The organism is Prosthecomicrobium sp. N25 (assembly GCF_037203705.1).
Classification (GTDB): domain Bacteria; phylum Pseudomonadota; class Alphaproteobacteria; order Rhizobiales; family Ancalomicrobiaceae; genus Prosthecodimorpha.
Genome location: NZ_JBBCAT010000003.1, coordinates 235,383 through 258,861, shown reverse-complemented (window position 1 = coordinate 258,861; position 23,479 = coordinate 235,383). Strand labels below are relative to the sequence as shown.

Here is a 23,479-nt window from a genome sequence, read left to right as displayed (position 1 = left end):
CCGCCCTTGGCGGGCGGTTCTGCCGGCATCGTTCTCCAAAGCGGAGCCCGGCGCCAGCGCGAAGTCAGCGCCCGTCGAAGCGGGGCGCGCGCTTCTCCCGGAAGGCGGCGACGCCCTCCCGGAGATCCGCCGTGTAGGAGGTCAGGGCGCCCGCCATCGACTCGAAGGCGAGATCCGCGTCCTCGCCCTCGGCGGCGTTGATCATCTGCTTGGCGACCTGGACGGCCACGGGCCCGCGCGCCGCCACGGCGGCCGCGATCGCCTCGGCGCGGGCGAGGCCGGCACCGCGCGGCACCACCTCGTCGACGATGCCGAGCGCCAGCGCGTCGGGGCCCTCCACCATGTCGCCGGTGAGGCTCAGGCGGCGCACGGTCTGCGCGCCGAAGCGGCGGACGAGGCGCTGGGTGCCGGACCAGCCGGGGACCATGCCGAGGCCGGTCTCGGGCAGGCCGAAGCGGGCGCCCTCCTCGGCGAGGCGGATGTCGGCGGTCGCGGCGAGCTCGAGCCCGCCCCCGAAGGCGTGGCCGGCAAGGACGGCGACGAGGGGGACCCGCAAGCGGGCGAGCGCCTCGAAGGCTCGGTGGCCGGCCCGGGTCCAGTCGCGCCACATGGCGAGCGGCTCCAGGCCGCCCCAGGCGGCGATGTCGCCGCCGGCGCAGAAGGCCTTGCCCTCGGCGGCCAGGATGGCGACGCGGGCGTCGGGGTGGGCCTCGATCGCCTGTGCGGCGGCGAAAAGGCCCTCGATCATGCCCATGTCGAGCGCGTTCAGCTTCTCGGCCCGCTTCAGCGTGAGGCGGGCCACGGGGCCGTCGAACGCGAGGGCGACGCGCGGATCCCGGTTCATTCGGCTGCCTCCGCGAAGGCGAGGCGGGAGGGGGCGGTCGCCAGCGCCAGCCCGATCGGCGAAGGGCGGAAAAGGGCGGGGTCCATGCGCTTGGGCGGACGCGGGACGAGCAGCGGGAATTCCGACTGGGCGAGAACGTCGCGCTCCAGGTCGACGCCGGGAGCGAGCTCGGTCACCGCGATGCCGGCGGCCGTCAGCTTCATCACGCAGCGCTCGGTGACGTAGGTGATGTCCTGCCCCTGCTCGACGGCGCGGCGGCCCGAGAAGGAGACGTGCTCGACCGCGTTCACGAGCTTGCGGACCTTGCCCTCCTGGGCGATCTGCAGCGCGCCGTCGCGGATGTCGAGCTTCGCGGCGGCGGTGAAGAAGCCCGAGAAGACGATCTTGCGGGCCCGCGCGGTGATGTCGACGAAGCCGCCGGCTCCGGCGGTCACGTGCGGGCGGACGCCCAGCTTGGAGACGTTGACGGAGCCTTCGCGGTCGATCTGAAGGAAGGACAGGAGCGAGCAGTCGAAGCCGGCGCCCTGGAAGTAGGTGAACTGGTAGGGCGAGGGGACGATGCATTCGGCGTTGGAGGCGCAGCCGAACTGGAAGTCGAGGAGCGGCACGCCGCCGACGGCGCCCTGCTCGATCACCCAGGTGACGTCCCCATGCCGGCCCTCCTCGATCAGGATGCGGGGCACGTTGGCGGAGATGCCGAAGCCGATGTTGACGGCGTCGCCGTCGCGCAGTTCCTGGGCGACGCGGCGGGCGATCACCTTCGAGACGCCGAACTCGGGCACCTCGAAGCTCGACAGCGGGCGGAAGATCTCGCCCGAGATGGCCGGCTCGTACGGCGTCTGGGTGGTCTGCATCTGGTCGGGGGCGACCACGATGGCGTCGACCAGGATGCCCGGCACGTAGACCTGCTGGGGCTTCAGCGAGCCCGCCTTGGCGAGGCGCTTCACCTGCGCGATGACGATGCCGCCGTTGTTGCGGACCGCGAGCGCCTGGTCGAGGGGGCCGAGATAGCCGCCCTCGTGCTCGTAGGAGAGGTTGCCGCGCTCGTCCGCGGTGGTCGCGCGAATGATGGCGACCTGCGGGGTGATGGCCGGGAAGTAGAGCCAGGTGTCGCCGGCGAAGCTGACCTTCTCGACGACGGGCTCGGCCGCCGCCCGGGCGTTCATGGCGCAGCCCTCCCGGTCCGGGTCCACGAAGGTGTCCATGCCGACCTTGGTGAGCACGCCCGGCCGCTTGGCGGCCGCTTCGCGGTGCATGTCGAACAGGATGCCCGAGGGGATGTTGTAGGCCGGGATGCGGTTGCCGGTGACCATCTGCCAGATCTTCGGCGGTTCGTGGCTCGACGGGCCGGAGGGGTAGGAGCCGGCCAGCACCTTCGCGAGGCAGCCGTCCTTGGCGATGTGGTCGATGCCGGCGACGCCCCACATGTCGCCGGCGGCGATCGGGTGGAGGGTGGTGAGGTCGCGCGGGTGGCCGTCGCGGTCGAAGCGGCGGCCGATGGCGGCCAGCACGGCGTCCGGGCAGCCGAGGCCGGAGGAGGACGAAACGGTCACGACGGCGCCGTCCGGGATCAGCAGGGCGGCCTCGTCGGCGGTCAGGACCTTGGGCGCGGGCATCGGTCAGGCTCCCGTGTTCACGGCGGCCTCGCGGCCGGTCCGTGCGGATTCGAGGGCGGCGAGGGCGAGCGCCATGGAGCGCACGCCGTCCTCGCCGGTGGCGCTCGGGGCGCCCTCGCCGCGCAGGGCGGCGTGGAAGTTGGAGAGGGCGCGCTCGTAGAGGTTCACGTGGTCGACATGCAGGTCGTGCTCGCCGGAGTCGTTGCGCAGCGTGACGGTGCCGACCGGGCGCTGGGTCATGCAGTCGAGGCCGATCAGCGAGCCCTCGGTGCCGTGGACCTCGAAGCCGGTGCGCGGGTAGCGGGTCGTGAAGGCGTCGTGGAACTGGGCGAGCAGGCCGGAGCGGAAGCGCGCCACGCCCATGACGCCGTCCTCGATGCCGGGCGCACCCATGCCGGCGTGCTGCACCATGGCGGTAACGGCCTCCGGTTCGTCGTCAAGGACGAAGCGCAGCGTGTCGGCGTCGTGGACCGTGATGTCCATGACCACGCCCGCGCCGGTCTTCGGATCGCGGATGCGCCAGCCCTGCAGGTGGGGCGGCAGGTAGACGGCGTGGAAGACACGGGCGAAAAGGGGGCGGCCGATGCGGCCCTGCGCGATGGCGTCGCGCAGGGCGCGATGGGTGCCGGCGTTGCGCAGGTGATGGTTCGTCGCCATCACGACGCCTGCGCGCTGCGCGGCGGCGACCATCTCGCGGGCGTCGGCGAGGGTGAGCGCCAGCGGCTTCTCGCACAGGAGGTGCCGCCCGGCGGCGATGGCGGCGAGGGCCTGGGGATGGTGGAGCTCGTTGGTGGTCGAGACGTAGACGGCGTCGACGTCGGCGAGCGCCTCGTCCATGGACGTGGTGGCGCGCGGGACGGCGTGTTCGCGGGCGTAGGCGACGGCGCGATCGCGATCAGCGCTCATGACCACCTCGACGGAGCCGCCGGTGGCGCGGATGGCGGGCATGACCCATTCGCGGGCGATGGTCGAGGCGCCGATCAGCGCCCAGCGGGGAGCGGTCGTGCTCATGCGGTGATCCTCGCGAGGGTGGACGGGGCCGGACCGCAGGAGCGGCGCAGCACGAGGCGGGTGGGGCCGTAGAACTCGACGGGCTCGATGGCGCGCCCCTCGATGCGGGCGAGCAGGACCTCGGCGGCCTGGGCGCCGAGCGCCATGGTGTTGCCGTCCACGGTGGTGAGCGGCGGCGCGTTGTGCTGCGCTTCCGCGATGTTGTCGAAGCCGACGATCGAGACGTCGCGGCCGATGACGAGGCCGCGCTCGCTCATCCACTGCGCCGCCCCGATGGCGACGATGTCGTTGTAGGTGACGAAGGCGGTCGGCCGCCGGGCGCCCGCGAAGGCGGCGGCGACGGCCTCGCGGCCGCCGGCGCGAGTCGGCATGGCCTCGAACACCATGGCGGGGTCGTATGGAAGGCCGGCCGCCAGGAGCGCGTCGCGGTAGCCGTCGAGGCGCTCGCGCATCGTGGTCATGGTGTCGTAGCCGCCCAGGTAGGCGATGTCGCGGTGGCCGAGGCCGATCAGGTGCGCGGTCGCCTCGCGCTCGCCGGAGCGGTTGTCGGGGCCCACATAGGGGAGAGGGCTGCCCTCGACGCGGCGCATGGTGATGACCATGGGCATGGCGGCGAACTCGGCGAGCGTCCAGGCGGTGGTGCCGCGGGCGGGCGACATGATGATGCCCCCCACGCCGTATTCGCGCATGGTCTTCAGGACCTCGGCCTGGCGGTCACGGTCCTCGTTCGTGTTGGCGAGGATCGGCACGTAGCCGAGCTTGTAGATCGCCTCCTCGATGCCGACGGCGAGCTCGGCGAAGAACGGGTTCATGAGGTCGGAGATGATCATCCCGACGAAGCGGGACGTGGCCGTGCGCAGCGAGGCGGCGCCGCGGTTGTAGACGTAGCCGAGCTGGGCGCTCGCCCGCTCGACGCGCTCCCGCGTCTCGGGCTTGACCTGCGGCGAGCCCTTCAGCACCAGCGATACGGTCGACTTCGAGACACCCGCGGCGCGCGCGATGTCGACGATGGTCGCCGGCCGGCGCGGTTCGCGCGGCTTCGCCATGTCGTCTCCTCCCTTGCGTCCGCGCCGCCTTGTGGATCAGCGGCTGCGGTCACGCTCAGGATATTGGAACGTTCCGATGAGTTTGTAAAGGAGAATATAAATGTTGAAATTTCGTTCGTTTTTACAATAGTTTATGCGCACAAGTCGGCGAGTGCGTTGAAATTGGAACGTTCCATCTATAGCGCTGCCTTGAGGTCGGGCTCAAGACGGGCGGGCTCAAGACGGTGCTGCGGGTATCCCCTCCCGGGAGGCCCTCATCTTGCCCCAGGGCTCTGGAGCTGTCCCGGTCGACGCGGCCGGGACCGGGGAGCGGCATCGCCAACGGAGGCTCGGGGGCGGGGCCGGCCGGGCGTCCGGCGGCCGAGGACGGCGGCGATCTTCACCGCCGTCCCGGTTCGGCGTCAGCGGGCGGTCACGCCCGAGAGGATCTTCAGCGGGAGCACAGCCAGACGGGACTGGGTTTCGACGGCGATGCCGAGGCCGTCGAGGGCGGCGCGCTGCTGGGCGAGGATCCAGTCGGTCGGGGAGCCGCAGTCCCGGAGCGTGCGGGCCGAGGTCACCGCCCAGGCCATCTGCCGGGAGAGGATCGCGGACATCTCGTCGGCGACGACGCGGGTGGCGACGGGCAGGCCTCTGACGGCCCCGGACGCGCTGGCCACGGCTTCGTCGGACCCGGTCTCCCGGGCCGCCGTCTCGGCTTCGGCGGCGGTGTGCTCGGCGCGGCTCGTGAAGGCTTCGGAGGCGTCCTCGGCGCGGCTCGTGAACGCATCGGCGGCGTCCTCGCCGGCCTTGCGAGCGTCATCGCCCGCGTTGCGGGCGTACTCCGTCATCGCGATCACGCTCTCGGAGGCCGATGACGAGAGGTCGGCGGCGGTCCCGGTCGGGGCCGTCGTGGGGAATCGTGCCTTGTCGGCCATGCGTGCCTCATATTCCTGCTGTTGCGGTGCAGCAAGAACGCGTTCGGCACTGCAGGGGTTCCCGGGGCCGGCGGGGCGGACCGGGTCAGCGGGCTCCGGCGCCGGCGGCGCGGCGGGGCGCCTGGGCGGCGAAGGACTTGCCGTCGGCGAGGAACAGGCGCCAGCGCTGGGCCCGGAGCCCGATGCGGTCGCCCGCCGCGAGCGGGTGGTCGGCGGAGGTGTCGACCGTGACGGTCAGGTCGCGGCCGACTTCCACCTCGGCGCGGCGGCCGGGCCCGTGGCGGGTGACGCTGCGGACCACACCGGCGAGGCCCTGGCTCGGGGCCCCGACGTCCCAGTGCTGCGGGCGGACGAAGAGGCGGGCGGGGCCGTGGCCGACGACGTCGAGGCCGAGCGGCACGGGGCGGTCGTAGAGCCAGGCCTTGCCCTGGTCGAGGGTGACGGGGAGTTCGCTCGAGTCGCCGATGAACGAGAAGACGAAGGGGCTGGCGGGCGTGTCGTAGACCTCGTCCGGGGTGCCGACCTGCTCGATCCGGCCCTTGTCGAGGACCACGACCCGATCCGCGAGCTCGAGCGCCTCCTCCTGGTCGTGGGTGACGAAGACGGTGGTGTAGCCGGTCTCCTGGTGAATCTCGCGCAGCCACTTCCGGAGCTCCTTCCGGACCTTGGCGTCGAGCGCGCCGAACGGCTCGTCGAGGAGCAGCACCTTCGGGTCGACCGCGAGCGCGCGGGCGAGGGCCACGCGCTGCCGCTGGCCGCCGGAGAGCTGGGCCGGGTAGCGGTTCTCGAGGCCGGTCAGGCGGACGAGGTCGAGCAGGGACATGACGCGCTGGCGGATCTCGGCCTTGGACGGGCGAGCCGCGCGCGGGCGGACGGAGAGGCCGAAGCCGATGTTTTCGGCGACCGTCATGTGCTTGAAGAGGGCGTAGTGCTGGAACACGAAGCCGACGCCGCGCTCGCGCACGGGTGTCGCGGAGGCCTCCTCGTCGCCGAAGAAGATCTGGCCGCGGCTCGGCTGCTCCAGGCCGGCGATCGAGCGCAGGAGCGTCGTCTTGCCGGAGCCCGAGGGGCCGAGCAGCGCGAGCAGTTCGCCGGCGCGGATGTCGAGGTCGACGCCGTGAAGCGCCGGGAAGGTGCCGAAGTCCTTGGCGAGGTCGCGGATCCGGATTTCCATGGTCGTGCCTCTCAATGTCCCCTGGTGCCGCCGGCGAGGTGACCGCCGTAGCGCCATTCCAGGAAGGTCTTCAGGACGAGGGTGACGAGGGCGAGGGCGGCCAGCAGCGACGCCATCGCGAAGGCGGCCACGAACTGGTACTCGTTGTAGAGGATCTCCACGTGTAGCGGCATCGTGTTGGTCAGTCCCCGGACGTGGCCGGAGACGACCGAGACCGCGCCGAATTCGCCCATGGCGCGGGCGTTGCAGAGGAGCACGCCGTAGAGCAGGCCCCACTTGATGTTGGGCAGCGTCACGCGGACGAAGGTCGTCAACCCGGAGGCGCCGAGCGTCATGGCGGCCTCCTCGTCGGCGGTGCCCTGCTCCTGCATCAGCGGGATCAGCTCGCGGGCCACGAACGGGAAGGTGACAAAGATCGTCGCGAGCACCAGGCCCGGAACCGCGAAGATGATCTGGATCCCCTGGCTCTTCAGGAAGGGGCCGAGGTAGCCCTGGGCGCCGAAGAGGAGCACGTAGACGAGGCCCGAGACGACCGGCGAGACCGAGAAGGGCAGGTCGATCAGGGTGATCAGCAGGCTCTTGCCGGGGAAGCGGAACTTGGTGATCGCCCAGGCGGCGGCGATGCCGAAGACGAGGTTGGCCGGCACCGCGATGGCGGCGACGATCAGGGTCAGGCGGATCGCCGCCTGCGCGTCGGGCTCCCGGAAGGCCTCCAGGTAGGCGGCGGTGCCGTTGCGGAACGCCTCCACGAAGACCGCGACGAGCGGCAGGACCAGGAAGAGGGCCAGGAAGCCGAGCGCGACGGCGATCAGCACGGCGCGGGCCGCGAAGCCCTCGCCGGTGGCGGTCGCGGTGGCGGCGGCGGAGCGGGAAAACGCGATATCAGACATCGCCGTAGCGCCTCCGGCTCCAGGCCTGAATCAGGTTGATGACGAGCAGCATGAAGAAGCTCACGAGGAGCATGATGAGCGCGATGCCGGTGGCGCCGCGGTAGTCGAACTCCTCGAGCTTGATGACGATCAGAAGCGGGGCGATCTCCGACACATAGGGCATGTTGCCGGCGATGAAGATGACCGAGCCGTATTCCCCCACGCCGCGCGCGAAGGCGAGGGTGAAGCCGGTCAGGACGGCCGGCAGCAGCGGCGGCAGGAGGACGCGCGTCACCGTCACGAAGCGGGAGGCGCCGAGGGTGGCGGAGGCCTCCTCGATCTCCCGGTCGAGCTCCTGCATGAGGGGCTGGACGGTGCGGACCACGAAGGGCAGGCCGATGAAGGTCAGCGCCACCAGGATGCCGAGGGGCGTGTAGGCGATCTTCAGGCCGAGCGGCTCGAGAAGGGAGCCGACCCAGCCGTTGCCCGCGTAGAGGGCGGCGAGCGCGATGCCGGCGACCGCCGTCGGCAGCGCGAAGGGCAGGTCGACGGCGGCGTCGACCAGGGCCCGGCCCGGGAACTGGTAGCGGACCAGAACCCAGGCGACGAGAACGCCGAAGACGGCGTTGAGGAGCGCCGCCGCGAAGGCGATGCCGAAGGAGATCCGGAGCGCGGCGACGACCCGGGGGTCGGTGGCGATGGCCCAGAGGCCGTCGAGGCCGAGCCCGGCGGCGCGGGCGGCCAGCGCGCCGAGCGGGATCAGCACGACCAGGCTCAGATAAACGAGCGTGTAGCCGAGGGACAGGCCGAAGCCCGGGAGGATCCCGGGCCGGTCCCGGCGGCGCGGGGCCGCTATGGCGAGGGCGGCGGTCATGGGCGCCCCGTCAGTTCGAGGGCCGGTAGATCTGGTCGAAGGTGCCGCCGTCGCCGAAGTGCTCGGGCTGCGCCTTGGCCCAGCCGCCGAAGTCCTTGTCGATGGTGACGAGCTTCAGCTTCGGGAACTTGGCGAGCGCCTCGGCCGGGACGACCTCGGGCCGCGACGGGCGGTAGTGGTGCTTGGCCGCGAGCTTCTGGCCGGCGTCGGAATAGAGGTACTGCAGGTAGGCCTCGGCCTGCTTGCGGGTGCCCTTCCGGTCGACGTTGGCGTCGACGACGGCGACGGGGGGCTCGGCGAGGATCGAGAGCGAGGGGACGACGATCTCGAACTTGTCGGCGCCGAACTCCTCGAAGACCAGGAAGGCCTCGTTCTCCCAGGTGATCAGGACGTCGCCGAGGTTGCGCTGGGCGAAGGTCGTGGTCGAGCCGCGGGCGCCGGTGTCGAGGACGGGGACGTTCTTGAGGAGCTTGGAGACGAAGTCACGGACCTTGGCCGGGTCGTTGCCGGTCTTCTCGGCCGCGTAGGCCCAGGCGGCGAGGTAGTTCCAGCGGGCGCCGCCGGAGGTCTTCGGATTGGGCGTGATCACGCCGATGCCCGGCTTCACCAGATCGTCCCAGTCCTTGATGCCCTTCGGGTTACCCTTGCGCACGATGAAGACGATCGTGGACGTGTAGGGCGAGGAGTTGTTGGGAAGGCGCTTCTGCCAGTCGGGCGGCAGGAGCTTCGCCTCACGGGCGATGGCGTCGATGTCGGCGGAGAGCGCCAGGGTGACCACGTCGGCGTCGAGGCCGTCGATGACCGAGCGGGCCTGCTTGCCGGAGCCGCCGTGCGAGGCGCGGATCGTGACCACCTCGCCGGTCTTCGCCTTCCATTCCGCCGCGAAGGCCGCGTTGGCCTCCTTGTAGAACTCGCGGGTCGGATCGTACGAGACGTTGAGGAGCGTCGTCTGGGCCTTGGCCTGGAAAGCCAGGCCCGCCACGGTGCCGAAGGCGAGGGCGACCAGCGCGGCGTCGAGCGCCTTGCGCCAGGCGGGGCGGCGGGCCGGCGTGCGGTCGGCGGCGAAGCGGATCGAAGCGGTCGACACAAGGCTCATGGTCACCTCCCTTGTTCATCTCCCATTAATGTCGACTGAGTTTGTCGGATTTGTCAATTCCATATGCTGCGGTGATTTTGGAATGGTTTATCCCCGGAGGCGAATTCGGAGCGGTCCGGCTTGCCGCGACCCGGCCAAGGCTCCGCTCCCGGTGCGCTCTCGCGGCCTGGCCCAGGCAGGACTTCGGGCGTGCTCCCGTAAAGGCAAGGGGGCGGGGAGGAACCGGCCGAAACCGCACCGGACCTGGGGGCTCCCGCCAGGGTCCCGGCGCGGAAGGCGCCGGCCCGGACGGGCGCTCCTCGGGAACGGGATTGCGCGCCCGGCGGTTCATGGCGTCAGGCGATCCGCCTCAGGGCGGCCCTCGGGAATGACTTTCCTGTCCCGGGGCTGACCGACCGGCTAGTCTCCGCCCCGACCGTTTCCCTGGCGTGCGGCGGCCCTCACCGGCCCCCCTGCCGTTTCGTCGACCGGAGTTGACATGTTCAGGTCCAAGATCCTGGGTTTCGCCGCCGCCCTCGCGGCTCTCCTCCTTCCGGCCGTGGCGGCCGCGCAGACGCCCGTGCGTGTCGGCTACATCCCGATCCTCGGCGTCGCGCCGATCTTCATCGCCGACAAGGAAGGCTGGCTCGCCGCCGCGGGCCTGAAGCCGACCTTCACGCCCTTCGAGTCCGGTCCGAACATGATCCAGGCGCTCGCCTCCGGGACGGTCGACGTCTACGTGGCGGGCGTGGCCCCGCTCGGGGTGGCACGTTCCAAGGGGGTCGACGTCAAGGTCGTGGCCGCCACCGCCATCGAGGAGATGACCTTCGTGGCGGGCCCCAGGCTCGCGAAGTATTTCGAGGGGGGCGCCAAGGCGGCCGAGGCCTTCGCCAAGTTCCGCGAGGCGGAGGGGCGGCCGGCAAAGCTCGCCACCCAGCCGCCGGGCTCGGTTCCGGACACGACGCTCAAGCACTGGGTCTACAAGGTCGGGGGCACCAAGGAGAGCGACGTGCAGATCGTCGCCATGGGCATCGACGCGACCCAGCAGGCGCTGCTCGCCGGCGCGGTCGACGGCGCGACGGTGCGCGAGCCGGCGGTCTCCATCATCACGACCCGCAATCCCGCGACACGGCTGGTCGCGCTCGGGGGCGACATGTTCCCGAACCAGCCCGGCACCGTGGTGGCAGTCTCGGGCGCCTTCCTGGCCAAGAACCCGGAGGGCGTGCAGAAGATGGTCAAGGCCGTGGTGGACGCCATCGACCTGATCGCCAAGGATCCGGACCGTACCGTGCCGCACATCGAGGCGGCGCTCGGCAAGGGCATCGTCGAGACCTCGATCATCCGCAAGGCGGTCGCCTCGCCGGCCTCGAAGTTCGTTGCCGACCCGCGCGTGATCATCGAGCCGTCGCGGCTCATGCAGCAGTACCAGGTGACGATCGGGACGCTCGACAAGGAGGTGCCGCTCGACGGCCTCTTCGACACGAGCTTCTACCAGAAGGCCACGGGCCGCTGACGTGCGGAGATCGAGCCTCGCGCTGCCGCTCCTCGGCCTCGCCGCGTTCCTGGCGCTCTGGGAACTCGTGCCCCGGCTCGGCCTCGCCTCGGCGGGGCTGATGCCGTTGCCGAGCGCGATCCCGGGCGCGTTCCTGAAGGAGCTGAAGTCCGGGATCTGGCAGGGCGCGGTCGCGGCGAGCCTCTCCCACTACGTCGTCGGCCTCCTGGTCGGGGCGGGGCTCGGCATCGGCTTCGGCCTCCTGACGGGCATGTACCGGCCGGTCGAGGAGGCGACGGCCGGCATTGTGCGCGTGCTGCGGCCGATCCCGGGCCTCGCCTGGGTGCCCTTCGCGATCCTGTGGTTCGGGGTGGAGCCCTCGGCGGCGATCTTCATCATTGCCGTCGGCGTCTTCTGGATCGTCTACTTCGCCACCCACGGGGCGGTGCGCAGCGTGGACCGGGACCTCCTGGAGGTCGCGGCGGCCTTCGGGTTCCGCTCGGGGCCGGCGCGGCTCGCCAAGATCGTCGCCCCGGCGGCGACCCCCGGCATCCTGGTCGGCATCCGCACCGCGCTCGGGCAGGCCTGGATGGCGGTGGTGGCGGCCGAGATCTTCGGCGTGCACGGGCTCGGGCAACGCATGATGGCGGCCTCCAGCCTGCTCGCCACCGACATCGTGGTCGTCTACATGCTGACCATGGCGGCCCTCTACGGGCTCTTCGACGCCGGCTTCGTCCGGCTGCAGAACCGGCTTCTCCAATGGAAAGCGTGATCGAGATCCGCGGCCTTTCGCTCGCCTTCGAGCAGGGCGGCCGGAAGACCGAGGTGCTGCACCGGCTCGACCTCGACGTCGCGCCCGGCGAGTTCGTCTCCATCGTCGGGCCGTCGGGGGTCGGCAAGTCGACGCTCCTGCGCGTGATCGCCGGGCTCGCCGCGCCGAGTGCCGGAACCGTCCGGGTGCGCGGCGCCGAGGCGGTCGCCAAGGGCGACGCCGTGCAGCCCGTCGCGATGGTGTTCCAGGACGCCCGGCTCCTGCCCTGGCGGCGCGTGATCTCCAATGTCGGCTTCGGGCTGGAGCATGCCGGGATCCCGCGGGCGGTCCGGCGGGAGCGGGCGGAGGCGGCCCTTAGGCTGGTCGGCCTCGCCGACCTCGCCGACCGGTGGCCGCACCAGCTCTCCGGCGGGCAGCGCCAGCGCGTCTCGCTCGCCCGCGCGATGGCGGTGCATCCGGACGTCCTCCTCATGGACGAACCCTTCTCGGCGCTCGACGCGATCACGCGCGAGGGCCTGCAGGACGAGCTCCTGAAGGTCCGTGCCGCAACGGGGCGGACGGTCCTGTTCGTCACCCACGACATCGACGAGGCGGTCTACCTCTCCGACCGGGTGGTGGCGCTGATGGGCTCGCCCGGCGAGGTGCGTTCGTCGCTCGCCATCGACCTGCCCCACCCGCGCCGGCGCGGCTCGACGGCGCTCGCCGCGCTCGCCGAGCAGCTCAGGTCGGACCTGTCGGCCGGCAGCGCGGAGCTGTGAGGGGCGCCACTTAGCGCCCGATCCGGCTCAGCACGTCGGCGCGCAGGAAGCGCTCGATCACCAGCATGAAGAGGACCGAGGGGACGAGCAGGATCAGGGCCGTGATCGAGGCGATCTGGTAGTTGCCGCCCATGCTGGCGCTGTAGAGGAGGAGCGGCAGGGTGCTCACCTGCGGCACGCCGACGAAGAAGGTGCCGGTGAACTCGTCGAGGGATTCCAGGAACACGAAGACGGCGCTCGCCATCAGGCCCGGGGCGGCGAGGGGCAGCGTCACGGTCGCGAAGGTGCGCAAGGGCGAGGCCCCCAGGTTGCGGGCGGCGAGTTCCAGGTCGCGGTCGACGGCCGCGAAGGCGGCGGCGGCGATCCAGACCGAATAGACGAGGCCGTGGGCGGTGTGGACCGCGACCACCCCCGGGACCGTCCCGGTCAGGCCGAGGCCGTAGAAGATCCGGGCGACGTTGATGTAGATCGGCACGGACGGGAAGGCCTGCGGCAGCAGGAAGACGATCATCAGGAGCGTGCGGCCGGGCAGCTTCAGGCGGCCGAGCGCGTAGCCCGCCGGGATCGAGAGCGCGAGGGCCAGCCCGACCACCAGGAGCGCGATCGTCACCGAGGTCGCGAGCGACGACATGGCGTCGCCGGTCGGCCGGAACACGGTCTCCCAGTAGCGGAAGCCGTAGGTCACCGGCAGCTTGTAGGGCGTATACCAGCGCTCCGCGACGGACCAGAGGACGAGGTTGGCGAGCGGGCCGAAGATCGCGAAGGCCAGGAGCCCGAGGCCGAGGACCTTCAGGAGGGTCGACGGGAGGCTGCGGGCGAGGGCGCTCACGCCTCGGCCTCCTTGCGCACGCTGTGGCGCAGGTAGAAGACCGCCGCCACGGCCGTCATGGCGTAGGAGATCACCCCCAGCGCGTTGGCGGTGGCGTAGTCGCCGTAGGAGTTGATGCGGAAGGCCATGTCGACGGTCAGCATGGTGGGCTGCGAGCCGGCGACCATGAGGGGCACGGACAGGACCGACAGCATGGTGACGAAGGAGAGCGTCAGGGCGACCATCAGGTTCGGCACCACCTGCGGCAGGATCACGTCGAAGAGGCTGCGCAGCCGGGAGGCGCCCAGGTTGCGGGCCGCCTCGATGGTGGAGCGGTCCAGGGCCGCCATGGCGCCGGCGAGCAGCAGGGTGACGAAGGGCGCCTGCTTCCACACGAAGGTGATGATGATGCCGCGCCAATCGAGGAAGCTCGTGGCCTGCAGCGGCTCCATCACGCCGAGCGCCACGAGGCTGTTGTTCATCAGCCCGTTCTTGGCCAGGAAGGTGCGCATGCACTGGGCCGCGACGATGAAGGGGATGAAGAGCGGCCAGCGGTAGAGCGCGCCGAGGATCGCCAGGACCCAGGGCGTCTCGCCGAGCGTCAGCATGCCGGCGAACGCGATCGCGATGACGGCCGTGCCCAGGGTGGCGGCGAGCACGATGAAGAGCGTGAAGAGCACGTCTCCCGAGTAGAGCTCGAAGGCCTTGGCGAAATGCTCGAGCGACAGCCCGCCCTCGCGCCCCGTGAAGGCCGCCGCGAGGGAGAAGCCGAGCGGATAGAGGAACAGGGCTCCGACCATCGCGAGCGCTGGGGCGACGAGGGCGAGGCCGAGGAGGGTGGGGCGGTTGGCGGCCATGGGGGTGTCGGCCCGGCGGCGACGGCCGCCGGGCCAGGCTCGGTCAGTTGGCCACCTTCTTCTCGTAGCTTTCGAGGATGTCGTTGAAGTAGGGGGCGATCGGGAAGGGCTTGCCCTTGGTGGAGAGGTCGTCGGGCGTGATGTCGGCGAAGAGCTTCTGCCAGGCGGCCTGGTCGAGCTTGGCCTGGAGGTACTTGGCGTCGATGCCGGGGTACCAGTTGAAGCGCTTGACGATGCCCTCGGCCTGGACCTCGGGGCTGGTGGCCAGCGCAATGAACTCCTCGGCGAGCTTGGCCTGCGCGGCCTTGGCGGGCACGGCGTAGTACATGGGCTGGCCGGGCATGCCGGGGGCGACGAGCTTCAGCTTCATGTTGGGCGGCAGCTTGCCCTCGGCCTGCCAGGTGTAGAACATGTCCACCCAGACCGGCCCCATGGCGATCTCGCCGCGGTTCAGCATGTCGAGCGTGCCGGCGTTGCCGGGGGTGATGACGACGTTCTTGTTGAACTCCTTGAGGTCCGCGAGGCTCTTGTCCCAGGCGGCCTTCAGGGTCTCGTCGTAGGGGCCCTTCATCAGCTTGTCGGCATCGCCCCCGAAGGCGTAGACCCAGCCGGTCACGAAGGCGACCCCGGACATGCCGCCCTTGATGCCGTTGTAGCCGAACTGCTTGGGGTTCTTCTTCACCCAGTCGACGAGGTCGGTGTAGGTGGCCGGCGGGGTCTTGACCATGTCGGCGTTGTAGGCGAGCGCCGTCTGGGAGTGGAACATGGGCATCACGTAGCCGCCGACCTCGGCGCCGAGCGAATTCTCGGCCGTGTCGCGGGAGACCAGGTTGCCGGTCGGGATCTTGTCGCGGTACTTGGCGAGCAGGCCCTCCTTGACCATCTGGCCGGCCATCTTCTGGTGGGCGACGACCACGTCGAAATCCCAGGCCGGCGCGTTCGCCTGGCGCTGGGCGGAGAGCTTCTCGTAGATCTTCTGCGAGCCGCCGTCGCCCGGGCCGGTGCCGACGGCGACGACCTTCACGCCCGGGTGGCTCTTCTCGAACATGGGCCCGAGATAGTCCTTGATGTAGTCGACCATGTTCTGGTCGCCGGCCGTGGCGACGTTGAGGGTGGTCTGGGCGCCGGCCGGCCCGGCGAGGGCCAGGACCGCGGCGGCCGCGGCAAGAGCCGACTTCATGCGATCGAGCATCGGGGTTCTCCTCGTCTCGGGGTCACGCGGCCCGTGCCGCGGGACCGGCTTCTGCCTCGCCGGCGAAGACGTGCAGCGCCTCCGCCGGAATCTGGACCGTGACGGCGTCGCCCACGGCGCGCCGGACGGGGTCGTCGACCATGAAGCGGCCGACGGGGGTGGCGACGGCGTAGCGGTAGCGGCCGCCCGGGTAGCTCGCCTGCTCGATCCGGCCCGGCAGGGCGATGCCGTCGGCCGTCTCGCCGGGGCCGCCGAGCGCGACCGCGTCGCCTCGGAAGTGGATGCGGACGGGACCCTCCGGCGCCTCCGCGCGGGCGAGGTGGGCGCCCGGCCCGCCGGCCACGTCGATGCGCAGGCCGGCGCCCTCGCGCCGGGCCGTGCCGGAGACGACGTTGTCGGCGCCCAGGAAGGCGGCCACGTAGGGGGAGTTCGGCCGGCGGTAGACCTCCTCGGGGGCGCCGTCCTGGACGATGCGGCCACGGTCGAGGATGACGATCCGGTCGGCCATGACCATCGCCTCCTCCTGGTCGTGGGTGACGTGGACGGCCGTGAAGCCGATGCGCCCGTGCAGGCCCCGGATCTCGTGCCGCATGGCGAGGCGGATCTTGGCGTCGAGGTTGGACAGGGGCTCGTCGAGGAGCAGGACGGGCGGGTCGACCGCGAGGGCCCGGCCGAGGGCGACGCGCTGGCGCTGGCCGCCGGAGAGGGCCGTCACCTTGCGATCCCCGAAGCCGGGGAGCTCCAGGAGCGCCAGCATCTCGCCGACCCGCCGGTCGATGTCGGCGCGCGGCCAGCGGCGGAGCTTCAGACCGTAGGCGATGTTCTCGGCCACCGACATGTGCGGCCAGAGCGCGTAGGACTGGAACACCATGGCGAGGCCGCGCCGCTCGGGCGGAACGGCGGTCACGTCCCGGTCGCCGATCAGGATGCGGCCGGCGCGCGGCGCGATGAAGCCGCTGATGGAGCGCAGGAGCGTGGTCTTGCCGCAGCCCGAGGAGCCGAGCAGGGCCACGAAGGTGCCCGGCTCGATCGCGAGGTCGATCCCGTCGAGCACGGTGGTGCGGCCATAGCCGACCTCCAGCCGCTCGACCGCGACCCGGGACCCTCTCATCGGTCGTCTCCTCCGCCGGCCCCGGACCTTCAGGCCTCTTCACAACAGGCTGGCGGCTCAGTATGACAGGCGTATGAACACGTGTGCAAGAGCCTTCCTTCCGGCTCTGCACCGGCGCCGCGGGATGTGGGCGGTCATGACGGACGGGGACGGCGGCGCAAGCGCGCGGGTCGCGCGGCGGGTGACGGCGGCGGACGTCGCCCGGGCCGCCGGCGTGTCGCGCGTGGCCGTGTCGCGGAGCTTCACGCCGGGGGCGAGCGTGGCGCCGGCGACCCGGGACCGCGTCATCGCCGCGGCGGCGTCGCTCGGCTACCGCCCCAATGCGCTCGCCCGCCAGCTCAACGGCAGCGCGCCGGAACTGGTCGCCTTCGTGGCCGGCTTCATCGACAACTACTACTACGCGAGCTTCATCGACCGGCTTCTGAGCGGCCTGCAGGCGCGCGGGCGGCGGCCCCTCTACGTGCATGTCGGAGAGGGCGGGCACGCGGCGGAGGCCCTGGCGCGGGCGGCGGAATACCCGGTCGCCTGCACGATCGTGGCGGCCGGCAGCCTCGGCTTGGACGCCATCCGGCAGGCGATGGGGAACGGGCCGGTGGTCCTGTCGGGACCGGGGTCCGCCCTGCCGGAGGTCGACGCGGTTTTCACCGACGGAGCGGAGGGGATCCGGCTCGCGGTCCTGCACCTGGTGGCGCGCGGCCGGCGGCGGCTCGCCTGCATCACCGGGCCCGAGCACCTCGTCAGCGCCCGGGAGCGCGGGGACTCGTTCCGGCGGACGGTGGCGGAGGCGGGCGTGGAGTCGCTCGGCGTCCTGACGACGCCCTTCACGGTGCCGGGCGGGACCGAGGCGGCGCGGCGGCTCCTGGCCTCCGAAGTCCTGCCGGACGCGATCGTGTGCGGGAACGATGCGATCGCGATCGGCGTCCTCAACGTGCTAAAGGCGGAGGCGGGGCTCGCGGTGCCCGAGGACATCGCGGTCACCGGCTTCGACGACACTGCGCCGGCGTCCTGGCCGCTGATCGGCCTCACCAGCGTCGGCAGCCCGGTGGAGCTCCGGGTCGGCCATGTCTGCGACCTCGTCGACCGCCGGCTCGCCGCGCCCGACGCCCCGCCGCGGCAGATCCGCATCGAGCCGCATCTCGTCGTCCGAACCACAAGCTGAGGCCGCCCTTGACCCGACCCGATCCTGCCGCCCGCCACTCCCTCTGGCTCCTCGCGTCGGAGCGCGACGAGCGGGCCCTCATCCAGATGGTACGCGACCTCGCGAAGCGCTTCGGCACGCCGGTCTTCCGGCCGCACCTGACGCTGGCCGGGGACCTGGCCGCCGGAGCGGCGCAGCTGACCGGCGAGCTCGACGGCATCGTGCGCGGGCTCGCCCAGCCGGTCCAGCCGGTGCTCGCCGTCGAGGCCGGTCCCGACTTCTTCCGCTCCTTCTATACCCGCTTCGAGCCGACCGACACGCTCAGGACGCTGCGCACCCGGGCCTACGAGGCGGGGGGTGTCGAGGAGCCCTCCGGTTTCCTGCCGCACGTCTCCCTCGCCTACGGGGCGGCCACGGCCAACGACCAGGAACAGGCGCGGGCGGAGTGGTCCACCTGGCTCGAGGGCATGGACGTCCGCTTCGACCGGGTCGCGGTCGTGCTCTCCGCCTCCGGGGTCCCGATCGAGGACTGGGCCGTGATCGCCACCAAGACGCTGGCGCGCGAGGTGGCGGGCGGGGAGGACGAGTAGGGCTGGGCGTCGGGTGGCGGACGGGCCGCCGAGTTGAGTTCGGCACGGCTGCGAGTGGCTTCCCGACCTCCCCACGCGTGTCATCCCGGCCATCGCGCCGGGATCCATTGGCCTCTCATCCCCTTCTGCGAGCGCAGTTTTCGTGATGCCTGGCTTTTCCCGGGCATCCATGGCCAGCGTTCAATCTTCGCCGACTGGTTGTGGGGTCAAGCCCCAAAAGACAGACCGAAGGGTCGGTCCTTCGCGGGACCGGTATGATCCGTCTCGCACGGTCCCGCCCCCTTGCGCGGCCAATGGGTCCCGGCGCGATGGCCGGGATGACACCCGTGGGGAGGCTTTCCCGGCGTGGCTCTGCCGTGCATTCGTCGGTCGCAGCCGACGGGGACTCCTCCGCCGGTCAGAGCATGTCCTCGAGGCGGCAGTTGACCAGGAGTTCGGCGACGGTCGCGGTGTTGGGGAGGCTCAGGAGGGTGGCGGCGAGGCGGGCGAGGTCGGCGGGGCTCGTCATCTCGGCGGCCGGCAGCTTGTTCATCCCGGCCGCCATGTCGGTGTCGACGAAGGACGGGCAGAGGGCCGTGGCGCGGATGCCGTCGGCCCAGCCGAGGCGGCGGGTGGCGTGGGTCAGCGCCACCAGGGCGAACTTGGACATGCCGTAGGCGACGTGGTCGTTGCGGACGCGCTTGCCGGACAGCGAGGCGACGTTGAGGACCCGGCCGGTGCCGCTCGCGGCGAGGTGGGGCAGGGCGGCCTGGGTCAGTCCGAGCGGTCCCTTGACGTTGACGGCGAAGACGCGGTCGACCTCCTCCGGGGCGATGTCGGGGATGCGGGCCGTGGAGTTCGTGCCGGCGTTGTTGACGAGCGCGTCGATGCGGCCGAAGCGGGCGACCGCCCCGGCCACCCAGGCGCGGTGTGTCGCCCAGTCTTCCGCGCGATAGACGGCGCAGTGGACGCGGGTCGGGTCCCAGCCTTCGGCCAGGCGCCGCAGCGAGCCAAGGTCGCGGGCGCCGAGGCTGACGGACCAGCCGTCGGCATGGAGGGTCTCGGCGATCGCCTTGCCGATCCCCCGGTTGGCGCCGGAGATCAGCGCGACGCGGCCTTGTGGAGCGAGCATGCGGGCCTCCTCGTTCAGAGCGTGATGCGGCGGCGCTCCTCGGGCGCGGCGGGATCCCGGCGGCGGTAGGCCGTCACCTCGAACTCGACCTTCATCTCGTGGTGGGCGAGGGGCGTGCAGGTCCAGGTGCAGGCCGGGTCGATGCCCTTGAAGACCTCGGCATAGACCGCGTTGACGGCCTCCATGTCGGCCGGATCGGGTACGAAGCCGCGGAAGCGGACCACGTCCTTGAAGCCTGCCCCCACCGACGCGAGCGCGCCCTCGATGTTCTTCAGGGCCTTGCGGGCCTGTCCGGCGGCGTCCGGGGCGATCTCGCGGGTGCCGTAGTCGCGGCCAGCGGTGTTGGAGACGTAGATGGTGTCGCCGGCGACGACGACGCGCGAATAGCCGATCAGCTCCTCGTACTTGCTGTTCGACTTGACCTTGACGATCTCGGCCATGGGATTTTCTCCTCGGGGTTCAGGCTTCGCCGACGGCGTCCAGGCGGATGCAGGCGGCGCGGTGGTCGGGGCCGACCGTCTCGAGCGGGGGCACGACGGCGGCGCAGTCGGCGGTCGCGAAGCGGCAGCGGGTGCGGAAGACGCAACCGGACGGCGGGTCGGCGGGGCTCGGCGGTTCGCCCATCAGGATGTCGCGCCGGCGGCGGCGGGCGGGGTCGAGCGACGGGGCGGCGGACAGGAGCGCGCGGGTGTAGGGGTGGCGGGGATTGCCGAAGACCTCGGCGGTCGGGCCCTCTTCCATCACCCGCCCGAGGTAGAGCACCACGACGCGGTCGCAGAGATGGCGGACGGCCGGCAGGTCGTGGCTGATGAACAGCATGGCGAGGCCGAGGCGGGCGCGCAGGTCCTCCAGCAGGGCCAGGACCTGGGCCTGAACGGAGACGTCCAGCGCCGAGACGGGCTCGTCGGCGACGATGAAGTCCGGGTTGGTGGCGAGCGCGCGGGCGATGCCGATGCGCTGCCTCTGGCCGCCCGAGAAGGCATGGGCGTGGCGTTCGGCGTGCTCCGGCCGCAGCCCGACGGCGGCGAGGAGCTCGGCGACCCGGGCGGGGCGATCCTTCGGCGGCAGGAGACCGTGGATATCGAGGCCGTCGGCGATCTGCGCGCCGATGCGGCGGCGGGGGTCGAGGCTCGAATAGGGATCCTGGAAGACGAGCTGCATGCGCCGGCGCAGCGCCCGCAGGGTCGCCGGGTCGGCGGCGGCGACGTCGATGCCGTCGAACCGGACCGTGCCGGCGGTCGGGCGTGACAGACCGAGCACCATGCGGCCGATGGTCGACTTGCCGGACCCGCTCTCGCCGACGAGGCCGACCGTCTCGCCGCGGGCGACGGTCAAGTCGACGTCGGTCACGGCGCGGATCGACCGCCGCTTGCCGAAGAGCGGCAGGCCGCCGCGGGCCGGGAAGGCGCGGGAGAGCTTGTCGGCGCGGACGAGCGGCTCGCTCACAGGTCCCTCCAGCGCAGGCAGCGGGTCACCCGGCCCTCGGCCGGGGACTCCAGGGCGGGCCGGCTCGCCTCGCAGGCGGCGACGCGGAGCGCGCAGCGCGGGGCGAAGACGCAGCCCGGCGGGATCTCGTTGGGGGCCGGCACGGTCCCCTCGATCGGCTTCGGGGCGCGGCCGCTGTCGTCCGGGGCGCTCGCCAGCAGGGCGGCCGTGTAGGGGTGGCGCGGGCGGGCGAAGACCGCGGCGGTCGGGCCCTCCTCGACCAGTTCGCCGGCGTAGAGGACGACGACCCGGTCGGCGATGGAGGCGACCACGGGCAGGCTGTGGCTGACGAAGATCATCGCCAAGTCGAGGCGCGTCTTCAGGTCCGCGAGCAGCTCGAGCACCTGCGCCTGGATGGTGACGTCGAGCGCGGTGGTGGGCTCGTCGGCGATCAGCAGCACGGGGTCGTTGGCGATCGCCATGGCGATCATGACGCGCTGGCGCATGCCGCCGGAGAGCTCGTGCGGAAAGGCACGGGCACGTGTCTCCGGGTCCGGGATGCCGACGCTCGCCATCAGGTCGACGGCCTTGCGCATCGCCGCGCCGCGGCCGAGCCGGCCATGGGCCAGGATCGCCTCGGCGATCTGGTCGCCGACCCGGTGGACCGGGTTCAGGCTCGACATCGGGTCCTGGAAGATCATAGCCACCGACCGTCCGCGCAGGTCGGCGAGGGCGGCCTCGTCGAGGTCGAGGAGTTCGCGGCCGTCGAAGCGGATCGAGCCGGCGGCGGGGCGGACCACGGCCGGCAGCAGGCCCATGACGGCGAGACCGGTCAGCGACTTGCCGGACCCGGATTCGCCGACGATCGCCAGCGTCTCGCCCCGGGCGACATGCAGCGACAGGTCGCGGACGGGGCGGATCGTGTAGTCGGCGGCGGGGATCTCGAGGGTCAGGTCGCGGATGTCGAGGAGGGCCGGCGCGGGCGCCGCCGGGTCCGTGGCGGGGCGGAGGCCGGTCAGGCGGCCCCAGAGCGAGGCGGGCTCGGGATGCGGGTCGAAGAGGTCGCGCAGGCCGTCGCAGAGCGCGTTCATGATCAGGATCGTCAGCGTCAGCGCGAGGCAGGGCCAGAGCAGCAGGAGCGGTTGCTGCGTCATGGTGGCCCGCGCCGACCCGATCATCAGGCCCCAGGACGGCGCCGGCGGCACCACGCCGAGGCCCAGGAAGGAGAGGCCGGATTCCAGCACGACGGCGGTCGCGGTGACGAGGCTGAACTGGACCAGGATCGGCCCGCCGATGTTGGGCAGCACCGTCCGCCACATGATCCGCCCCGGACCGGCGCCGAGGGCGCGCACGGCCTCGACATATTCGTGGCTGCGGACGGAGAGGACGCCCGCATAGGCGACGCGCGTGAAGCCCGGGATGAAGACCAGCGCGAGGACCGGGATGAGCGTGCCGACGCCGGGGCCGAGCAGGGTGACAACCAGCAGCGCGAGGAGCAGGGGCGGGAAGCAGAGGAGGACGTCGACGAAGCGCAGCGCCATGAATTCGGTGGTGCCCCGCAGGTAGCCGCCGAGCACGCCGAGGGCGGTGCCGACGACCGAGGCGATTGCGGCGGACGCGAAGGCGACGAGCAGCGAGGCGCGCGCGCCCCAGACGATGCGGGAGAGGACGTCGCGGCCGAACTCGTCGTTGCCGAGCGGGAAATCCCAGCTCGGCGGGGCCATGCGCTTCGGCACGCTCATGCGCACGGGGTTCTGGAGCGGCAGGTAGGGGGCCGCCAGGGCGAGGCCGATCAGCAGGACGAGCAGGAGGGCGGCGACCCAGGGAAAGCGGCTCCTCATTGGCGCACCCTCGGGTCGAGCGCGACATAGACCATGTCGACCAGGATGTTGAGGAGGACGAAGAGGATCGAGATCACCAGGATGATGCCGACCACCTCGGGATAGTCGCGCGCGCCGACGGCGCTGACCAGATAGCCGGAGAGGCCCGGCCAGTTGAAGACGAACTCCACCAGCACGGTGCCGCCGAGCAGGCCCCCGAGGTTCAGGGCCAGCACGGTGACGACCGGAATGAGCGCGTTGCGCAGCACGTGGTGGACCAGGATGGGCGTGCCGCGCAGGCCCTTGGCGCGGGCGGTGCGGACGAAGTCGCGGGCCATGACGTCGAGGACCGCCGTGCGGGTCATGCGCGTGACCATGCCGGCGAGACCGAGGCCGATGCAGAGCGCCGGCATGGAGAGGAGCAGGAGGTGCTTGCCCGGGTCCTGCGCGAAGGGCACGTAGCCGCCCGCCGGCACCCAGCGGAGCCACTGGGCGAAGACCATGATGCAGAGCGTGCCGAGGACGAAGACCGGGACCGCCAGGGTGAGGCCGGCGAAGCCGGAGACGATGCGGTCGAAGGGGCGGTCGCGGTTGACGGCCGCGAGCGTGCCGATCGGGATGCCGAGAAGGACCGCGATCAGCCCGGCGGCGCCGATCAGCTCCAGGGTGCGCGGCAGCCGCAGGGCGATCTGGGCGGTGACGGGCGTGCCGTCGCGCAGCGAGGCGCCGAGGTCGCCGCGGACGAGCCGCAGCATGGCGTCGGCGTATTGGACCAGCACGGGCCGGTCGAGCCCGAGTTGCGCCTTCAGGGCCGCGACGGCGCTCGGGTCCGGCGAGCCGCCCTGCTGGGCAAGCAGAAGTTCGGCGGGATCGCCGGGCACGAGGTGGATCGCCAGGAAGACCAGCGTCGCCACAGCCCAGACCAGGAAGACCGCCGTCAGGAGGCGTTTGCCGAGCCAGATCACGCGCGGGCTCCCGT

23 protein-coding genes are annotated in these 23,479 nt (G+C 71.7%); 5 read left to right on the top strand and 18 right to left on the bottom strand.

From position 1 onward, the window contains the following. Positions 1-64: 64 nt before the first annotated feature. From WBG79_RS20350 to WBG79_RS20310, 9 genes are all read right to left on the bottom strand, one after another. The gene (locus WBG79_RS20350) at positions 65-844 is read right to left on the bottom strand and encodes an enoyl-CoA hydratase/isomerase family protein (protein ID WP_337359055.1); all 780 of its coding nucleotides are present in this window, start codon (positions 842-844) and stop codon (positions 65-67) included. Then, positions 841-2,460 (bottom strand): acyl CoA:acetate/3-ketoacid CoA transferase, encoded by a 1,620-nt coding sequence (locus WBG79_RS20345; RefSeq protein WP_337359054.1) that lies wholly within the window; start codon positions 2,458-2,460, stop codon positions 841-843. Before WBG79_RS20345 ends, WBG79_RS20350 begins: the two co-directional genes overlap by 4 nt. Positions 2,461-2,463: 3 nt before the next feature. Then, positions 2,464-3,471: a Gfo/Idh/MocA family protein gene (locus tag WBG79_RS20340; protein ID WP_337359053.1), complete on the bottom strand. Its 1,008-nt coding sequence runs from the start codon at positions 3,469-3,471 to the stop codon at positions 2,464-2,466. Next, complete coding sequence (locus WBG79_RS20335; RefSeq protein WP_337359052.1) at positions 3,468-4,517, bottom strand: LacI family DNA-binding transcriptional regulator; 1,050 nt, start codon at positions 4,515-4,517, stop codon at positions 3,468-3,470. The genes WBG79_RS20340 and WBG79_RS20335 overlap by 4 nt, the downstream gene beginning before the upstream one ends. 401 nt (positions 4,518-4,918) lie before the next feature. Continuing rightward, positions 4,919-5,434, bottom strand: a complete 516-nt coding sequence (locus WBG79_RS20330) for a hypothetical protein (protein ID WP_337359051.1) — start codon at positions 5,432-5,434, stop codon at positions 4,919-4,921. Between the two features lie 85 nt (positions 5,435-5,519). Continuing rightward, positions 5,520-6,608 carry a sulfate/molybdate ABC transporter ATP-binding protein gene (locus tag WBG79_RS20325; protein WP_337359050.1) on the bottom strand — a complete coding sequence of 363 codons (1,089 nt, stop codon included), beginning with the start codon at positions 6,606-6,608 and terminating at the stop codon, positions 5,520-5,522. Between the two features lie 11 nt (positions 6,609-6,619). Beyond that, positions 6,620-7,498 carry a sulfate ABC transporter permease subunit CysW gene (gene cysW / locus WBG79_RS20320; RefSeq protein WP_337359049.1) on the bottom strand — a complete coding sequence of 293 codons (879 nt, stop codon included), beginning with the start codon at positions 7,496-7,498 and terminating at the stop codon, positions 6,620-6,622. Beyond that, positions 7,491-8,351 carry a sulfate ABC transporter permease subunit CysT gene (cysT, locus tag WBG79_RS20315; protein ID WP_337359048.1) on the bottom strand — a complete coding sequence of 287 codons (861 nt, stop codon included), beginning with the start codon at positions 8,349-8,351 and terminating at the stop codon, positions 7,491-7,493. The genes cysW and cysT overlap by 8 nt, the downstream gene beginning before the upstream one ends. A 10-nt stretch (positions 8,352-8,361) precedes the next feature. Further along, the gene (locus WBG79_RS20310; protein ID WP_337359047.1) at positions 8,362-9,447 is read right to left on the bottom strand and encodes a sulfate ABC transporter substrate-binding protein; all 1,086 of its coding nucleotides are present in this window, start codon (positions 9,445-9,447) and stop codon (positions 8,362-8,364) included. A gap of 478 nt (positions 9,448-9,925) precedes the next feature. Between WBG79_RS20310 and WBG79_RS20305 the strand changes: the two genes are divergently transcribed. From WBG79_RS20305 to WBG79_RS20295, 3 genes are read left to right on the top strand one after another with little or no spacing between them, the layout of a single operon-like run. Continuing rightward, entirely contained in the window at positions 9,926-10,939 is a 1,014-nt protein-coding gene (locus tag WBG79_RS20305; RefSeq protein WP_337359046.1) for an ABC transporter substrate-binding protein, read from the top strand. Position 10,940: 1 nt separating this feature from the next. Continuing rightward, the gene (locus tag WBG79_RS20300; RefSeq protein ID WP_337359045.1) at positions 10,941-11,690 is read left to right on the top strand and encodes an ABC transporter permease; all 750 of its coding nucleotides are present in this window, start codon (positions 10,941-10,943) and stop codon (positions 11,688-11,690) included. Then, positions 11,678-12,448, top strand: a complete 771-nt coding sequence (locus WBG79_RS20295; RefSeq protein ID WP_337359044.1) for an ABC transporter ATP-binding protein — start codon at positions 11,678-11,680, stop codon at positions 12,446-12,448. Before WBG79_RS20300 ends, WBG79_RS20295 begins: the two co-directional genes overlap by 13 nt. Positions 12,449-12,458: 10 nt before the next feature. Here WBG79_RS20295 and WBG79_RS20290 read toward each other — a convergent pair whose 3' ends face one another. The 4 genes from WBG79_RS20290 to WBG79_RS20275 are packed head-to-tail and all read right to left on the bottom strand — an operon-like array spanning position 12,459 to position 16,416. After that, the gene (locus WBG79_RS20290) at positions 12,459-13,277 is read right to left on the bottom strand and encodes an ABC transporter permease (protein ID WP_337359043.1); all 819 of its coding nucleotides are present in this window, start codon (positions 13,275-13,277) and stop codon (positions 12,459-12,461) included. Further along, positions 13,274-14,113, bottom strand: coding sequence for an ABC transporter permease (locus WBG79_RS20285; RefSeq protein ID WP_337359042.1), 840 nt, complete (start codon positions 14,111-14,113; stop codon positions 13,274-13,276). The genes WBG79_RS20290 and WBG79_RS20285 overlap by 4 nt, the downstream gene beginning before the upstream one ends. Before the next feature lie 43 nt (positions 14,114-14,156). Further along, positions 14,157-15,305, bottom strand: a complete 1,149-nt coding sequence (locus WBG79_RS20280; RefSeq protein WP_337359041.1) for an ABC transporter substrate-binding protein — start codon at positions 15,303-15,305, stop codon at positions 14,157-14,159. A gap of 22 nt (positions 15,306-15,327) precedes the next feature. Further along, positions 15,328-16,416, bottom strand: coding sequence for an ABC transporter ATP-binding protein (locus WBG79_RS20275; RefSeq protein WP_337359040.1), 1,089 nt, complete (start codon positions 16,414-16,416; stop codon positions 15,328-15,330). A 136-nt stretch (positions 16,417-16,552) separates the two neighbouring features. Between WBG79_RS20275 and WBG79_RS20270 the strand changes: the two genes are divergently transcribed. Next, positions 16,553-17,575 (top strand): LacI family DNA-binding transcriptional regulator, encoded by a 1,023-nt coding sequence (locus tag WBG79_RS20270; protein WP_337359039.1) that lies wholly within the window; start codon positions 16,553-16,555, stop codon positions 17,573-17,575. An 8-nt stretch (positions 17,576-17,583) separates the two neighbouring features. Continuing rightward, on the top strand, positions 17,584-18,144 hold the full coding sequence (locus WBG79_RS20265) for a 2'-5' RNA ligase family protein (RefSeq protein WP_337359038.1): 561 nt from the start codon (positions 17,584-17,586) through the stop codon (positions 18,142-18,144). Positions 18,145-18,541: 397 nt separating this feature from the next. Here WBG79_RS20265 and WBG79_RS20260 read toward each other — a convergent pair whose 3' ends face one another. The 5 genes from WBG79_RS20260 to WBG79_RS20240 are packed head-to-tail and all read right to left on the bottom strand — an operon-like array spanning position 18,542 to position 23,465. Next, positions 18,542-19,255, bottom strand: a complete 714-nt coding sequence (locus WBG79_RS20260) for an SDR family NAD(P)-dependent oxidoreductase (protein ID WP_337359037.1) — start codon at positions 19,253-19,255, stop codon at positions 18,542-18,544. Positions 19,256-19,269: 14 nt separating this feature from the next. Then, complete coding sequence (locus WBG79_RS20255) at positions 19,270-19,695, bottom strand: RidA family protein (RefSeq protein WP_337359036.1); 426 nt, start codon at positions 19,693-19,695, stop codon at positions 19,270-19,272. Between the two features lie 19 nt (positions 19,696-19,714). Continuing rightward, positions 19,715-20,701: an ABC transporter ATP-binding protein gene (locus WBG79_RS20250; protein ID WP_337359035.1), complete on the bottom strand. Its 987-nt coding sequence runs from the start codon at positions 20,699-20,701 to the stop codon at positions 19,715-19,717. Further along, a complete protein-coding gene (locus WBG79_RS20245; protein ID WP_337359034.1) occupies positions 20,698-22,521 on the bottom strand; it encodes a dipeptide/oligopeptide/nickel ABC transporter permease/ATP-binding protein in 1,824 nt (607 codons plus the stop codon). The genes WBG79_RS20250 and WBG79_RS20245 overlap by 4 nt, the downstream gene beginning before the upstream one ends. Then, positions 22,518-23,465 carry an ABC transporter permease gene (locus WBG79_RS20240; protein WP_337359033.1) on the bottom strand — a complete coding sequence of 316 codons (948 nt, stop codon included), beginning with the start codon at positions 23,463-23,465 and terminating at the stop codon, positions 22,518-22,520. The genes WBG79_RS20245 and WBG79_RS20240 overlap by 4 nt, the downstream gene beginning before the upstream one ends. Positions 23,466-23,479: the final 14 nt, after the last annotated feature.

Excerpts from the sequence above, each read along its gene's own strand:
- WBG79_RS20270 (WP_337359039.1), top strand. The coding sequence starts at position 16,553 with ATGACGGACGGGGACGGCGGCGCAAGCGCGCGGGTCGCGCGGCGGGTG.
- WBG79_RS20245 (WP_337359034.1), bottom strand. The coding sequence starts at position 22,521 with ATGAGGAGCCGCTTTCCCTGGGTCGCCGCCCTCCTGCTCGTCCTGCTG.
- WBG79_RS20310 (WP_337359047.1), bottom strand. The coding sequence starts at position 9,447 with ATGAGCCTTGTGTCGACCGCTTCGATCCGCTTCGCCGCCGACCGCACG.
- WBG79_RS20295 (WP_337359044.1), top strand. The coding sequence starts at position 11,678 with ATGGAAAGCGTGATCGAGATCCGCGGCCTTTCGCTCGCCTTCGAGCAG.
- WBG79_RS20275 (WP_337359040.1), bottom strand. The coding sequence starts at position 16,416 with ATGAGAGGGTCCCGGGTCGCGGTCGAGCGGCTGGAGGTCGGCTATGGC.
- WBG79_RS20280 (WP_337359041.1), bottom strand. The coding sequence starts at position 15,305 with ATGCTCGATCGCATGAAGTCGGCTCTTGCCGCGGCCGCCGCGGTCCTG.
- WBG79_RS20255 (WP_337359036.1), bottom strand. The coding sequence starts at position 19,695 with ATGGCCGAGATCGTCAAGGTCAAGTCGAACAGCAAGTACGAGGAGCTG.
- WBG79_RS20345 (WP_337359054.1), bottom strand. The coding sequence starts at position 2,460 with ATGCCCGCGCCCAAGGTCCTGACCGCCGACGAGGCCGCCCTGCTGATC.
- WBG79_RS20305 (WP_337359046.1), top strand. The coding sequence starts at position 9,926 with ATGTTCAGGTCCAAGATCCTGGGTTTCGCCGCCGCCCTCGCGGCTCTC.
- WBG79_RS20335 (WP_337359052.1), bottom strand. The coding sequence starts at position 4,517 with ATGGCGAAGCCGCGCGAACCGCGCCGGCCGGCGACCATCGTCGACATC.
- cysT (WP_337359048.1), bottom strand. The coding sequence starts at position 8,351 with ATGACCGCCGCCCTCGCCATAGCGGCCCCGCGCCGCCGGGACCGGCCC.
- WBG79_RS20330 (WP_337359051.1), bottom strand. The coding sequence starts at position 5,434 with ATGGCCGACAAGGCACGATTCCCCACGACGGCCCCGACCGGGACCGCC.
- cysW (WP_337359049.1), bottom strand. The coding sequence starts at position 7,498 with ATGTCTGATATCGCGTTTTCCCGCTCCGCCGCCGCCACCGCGACCGCC.
- WBG79_RS20325 (WP_337359050.1), bottom strand. The coding sequence starts at position 6,608 with ATGGAAATCCGGATCCGCGACCTCGCCAAGGACTTCGGCACCTTCCCG.
- WBG79_RS20285 (WP_337359042.1), bottom strand. The coding sequence starts at position 14,113 with ATGGCCGCCAACCGCCCCACCCTCCTCGGCCTCGCCCTCGTCGCCCCA.
- WBG79_RS20350 (WP_337359055.1), bottom strand. The coding sequence starts at position 844 with ATGAACCGGGATCCGCGCGTCGCCCTCGCGTTCGACGGCCCCGTGGCC.
- WBG79_RS20340 (WP_337359053.1), bottom strand. The coding sequence starts at position 3,471 with ATGAGCACGACCGCTCCCCGCTGGGCGCTGATCGGCGCCTCGACCATC.
- WBG79_RS20260 (WP_337359037.1), bottom strand. The coding sequence starts at position 19,255 with ATGCTCGCTCCACAAGGCCGCGTCGCGCTGATCTCCGGCGCCAACCGG.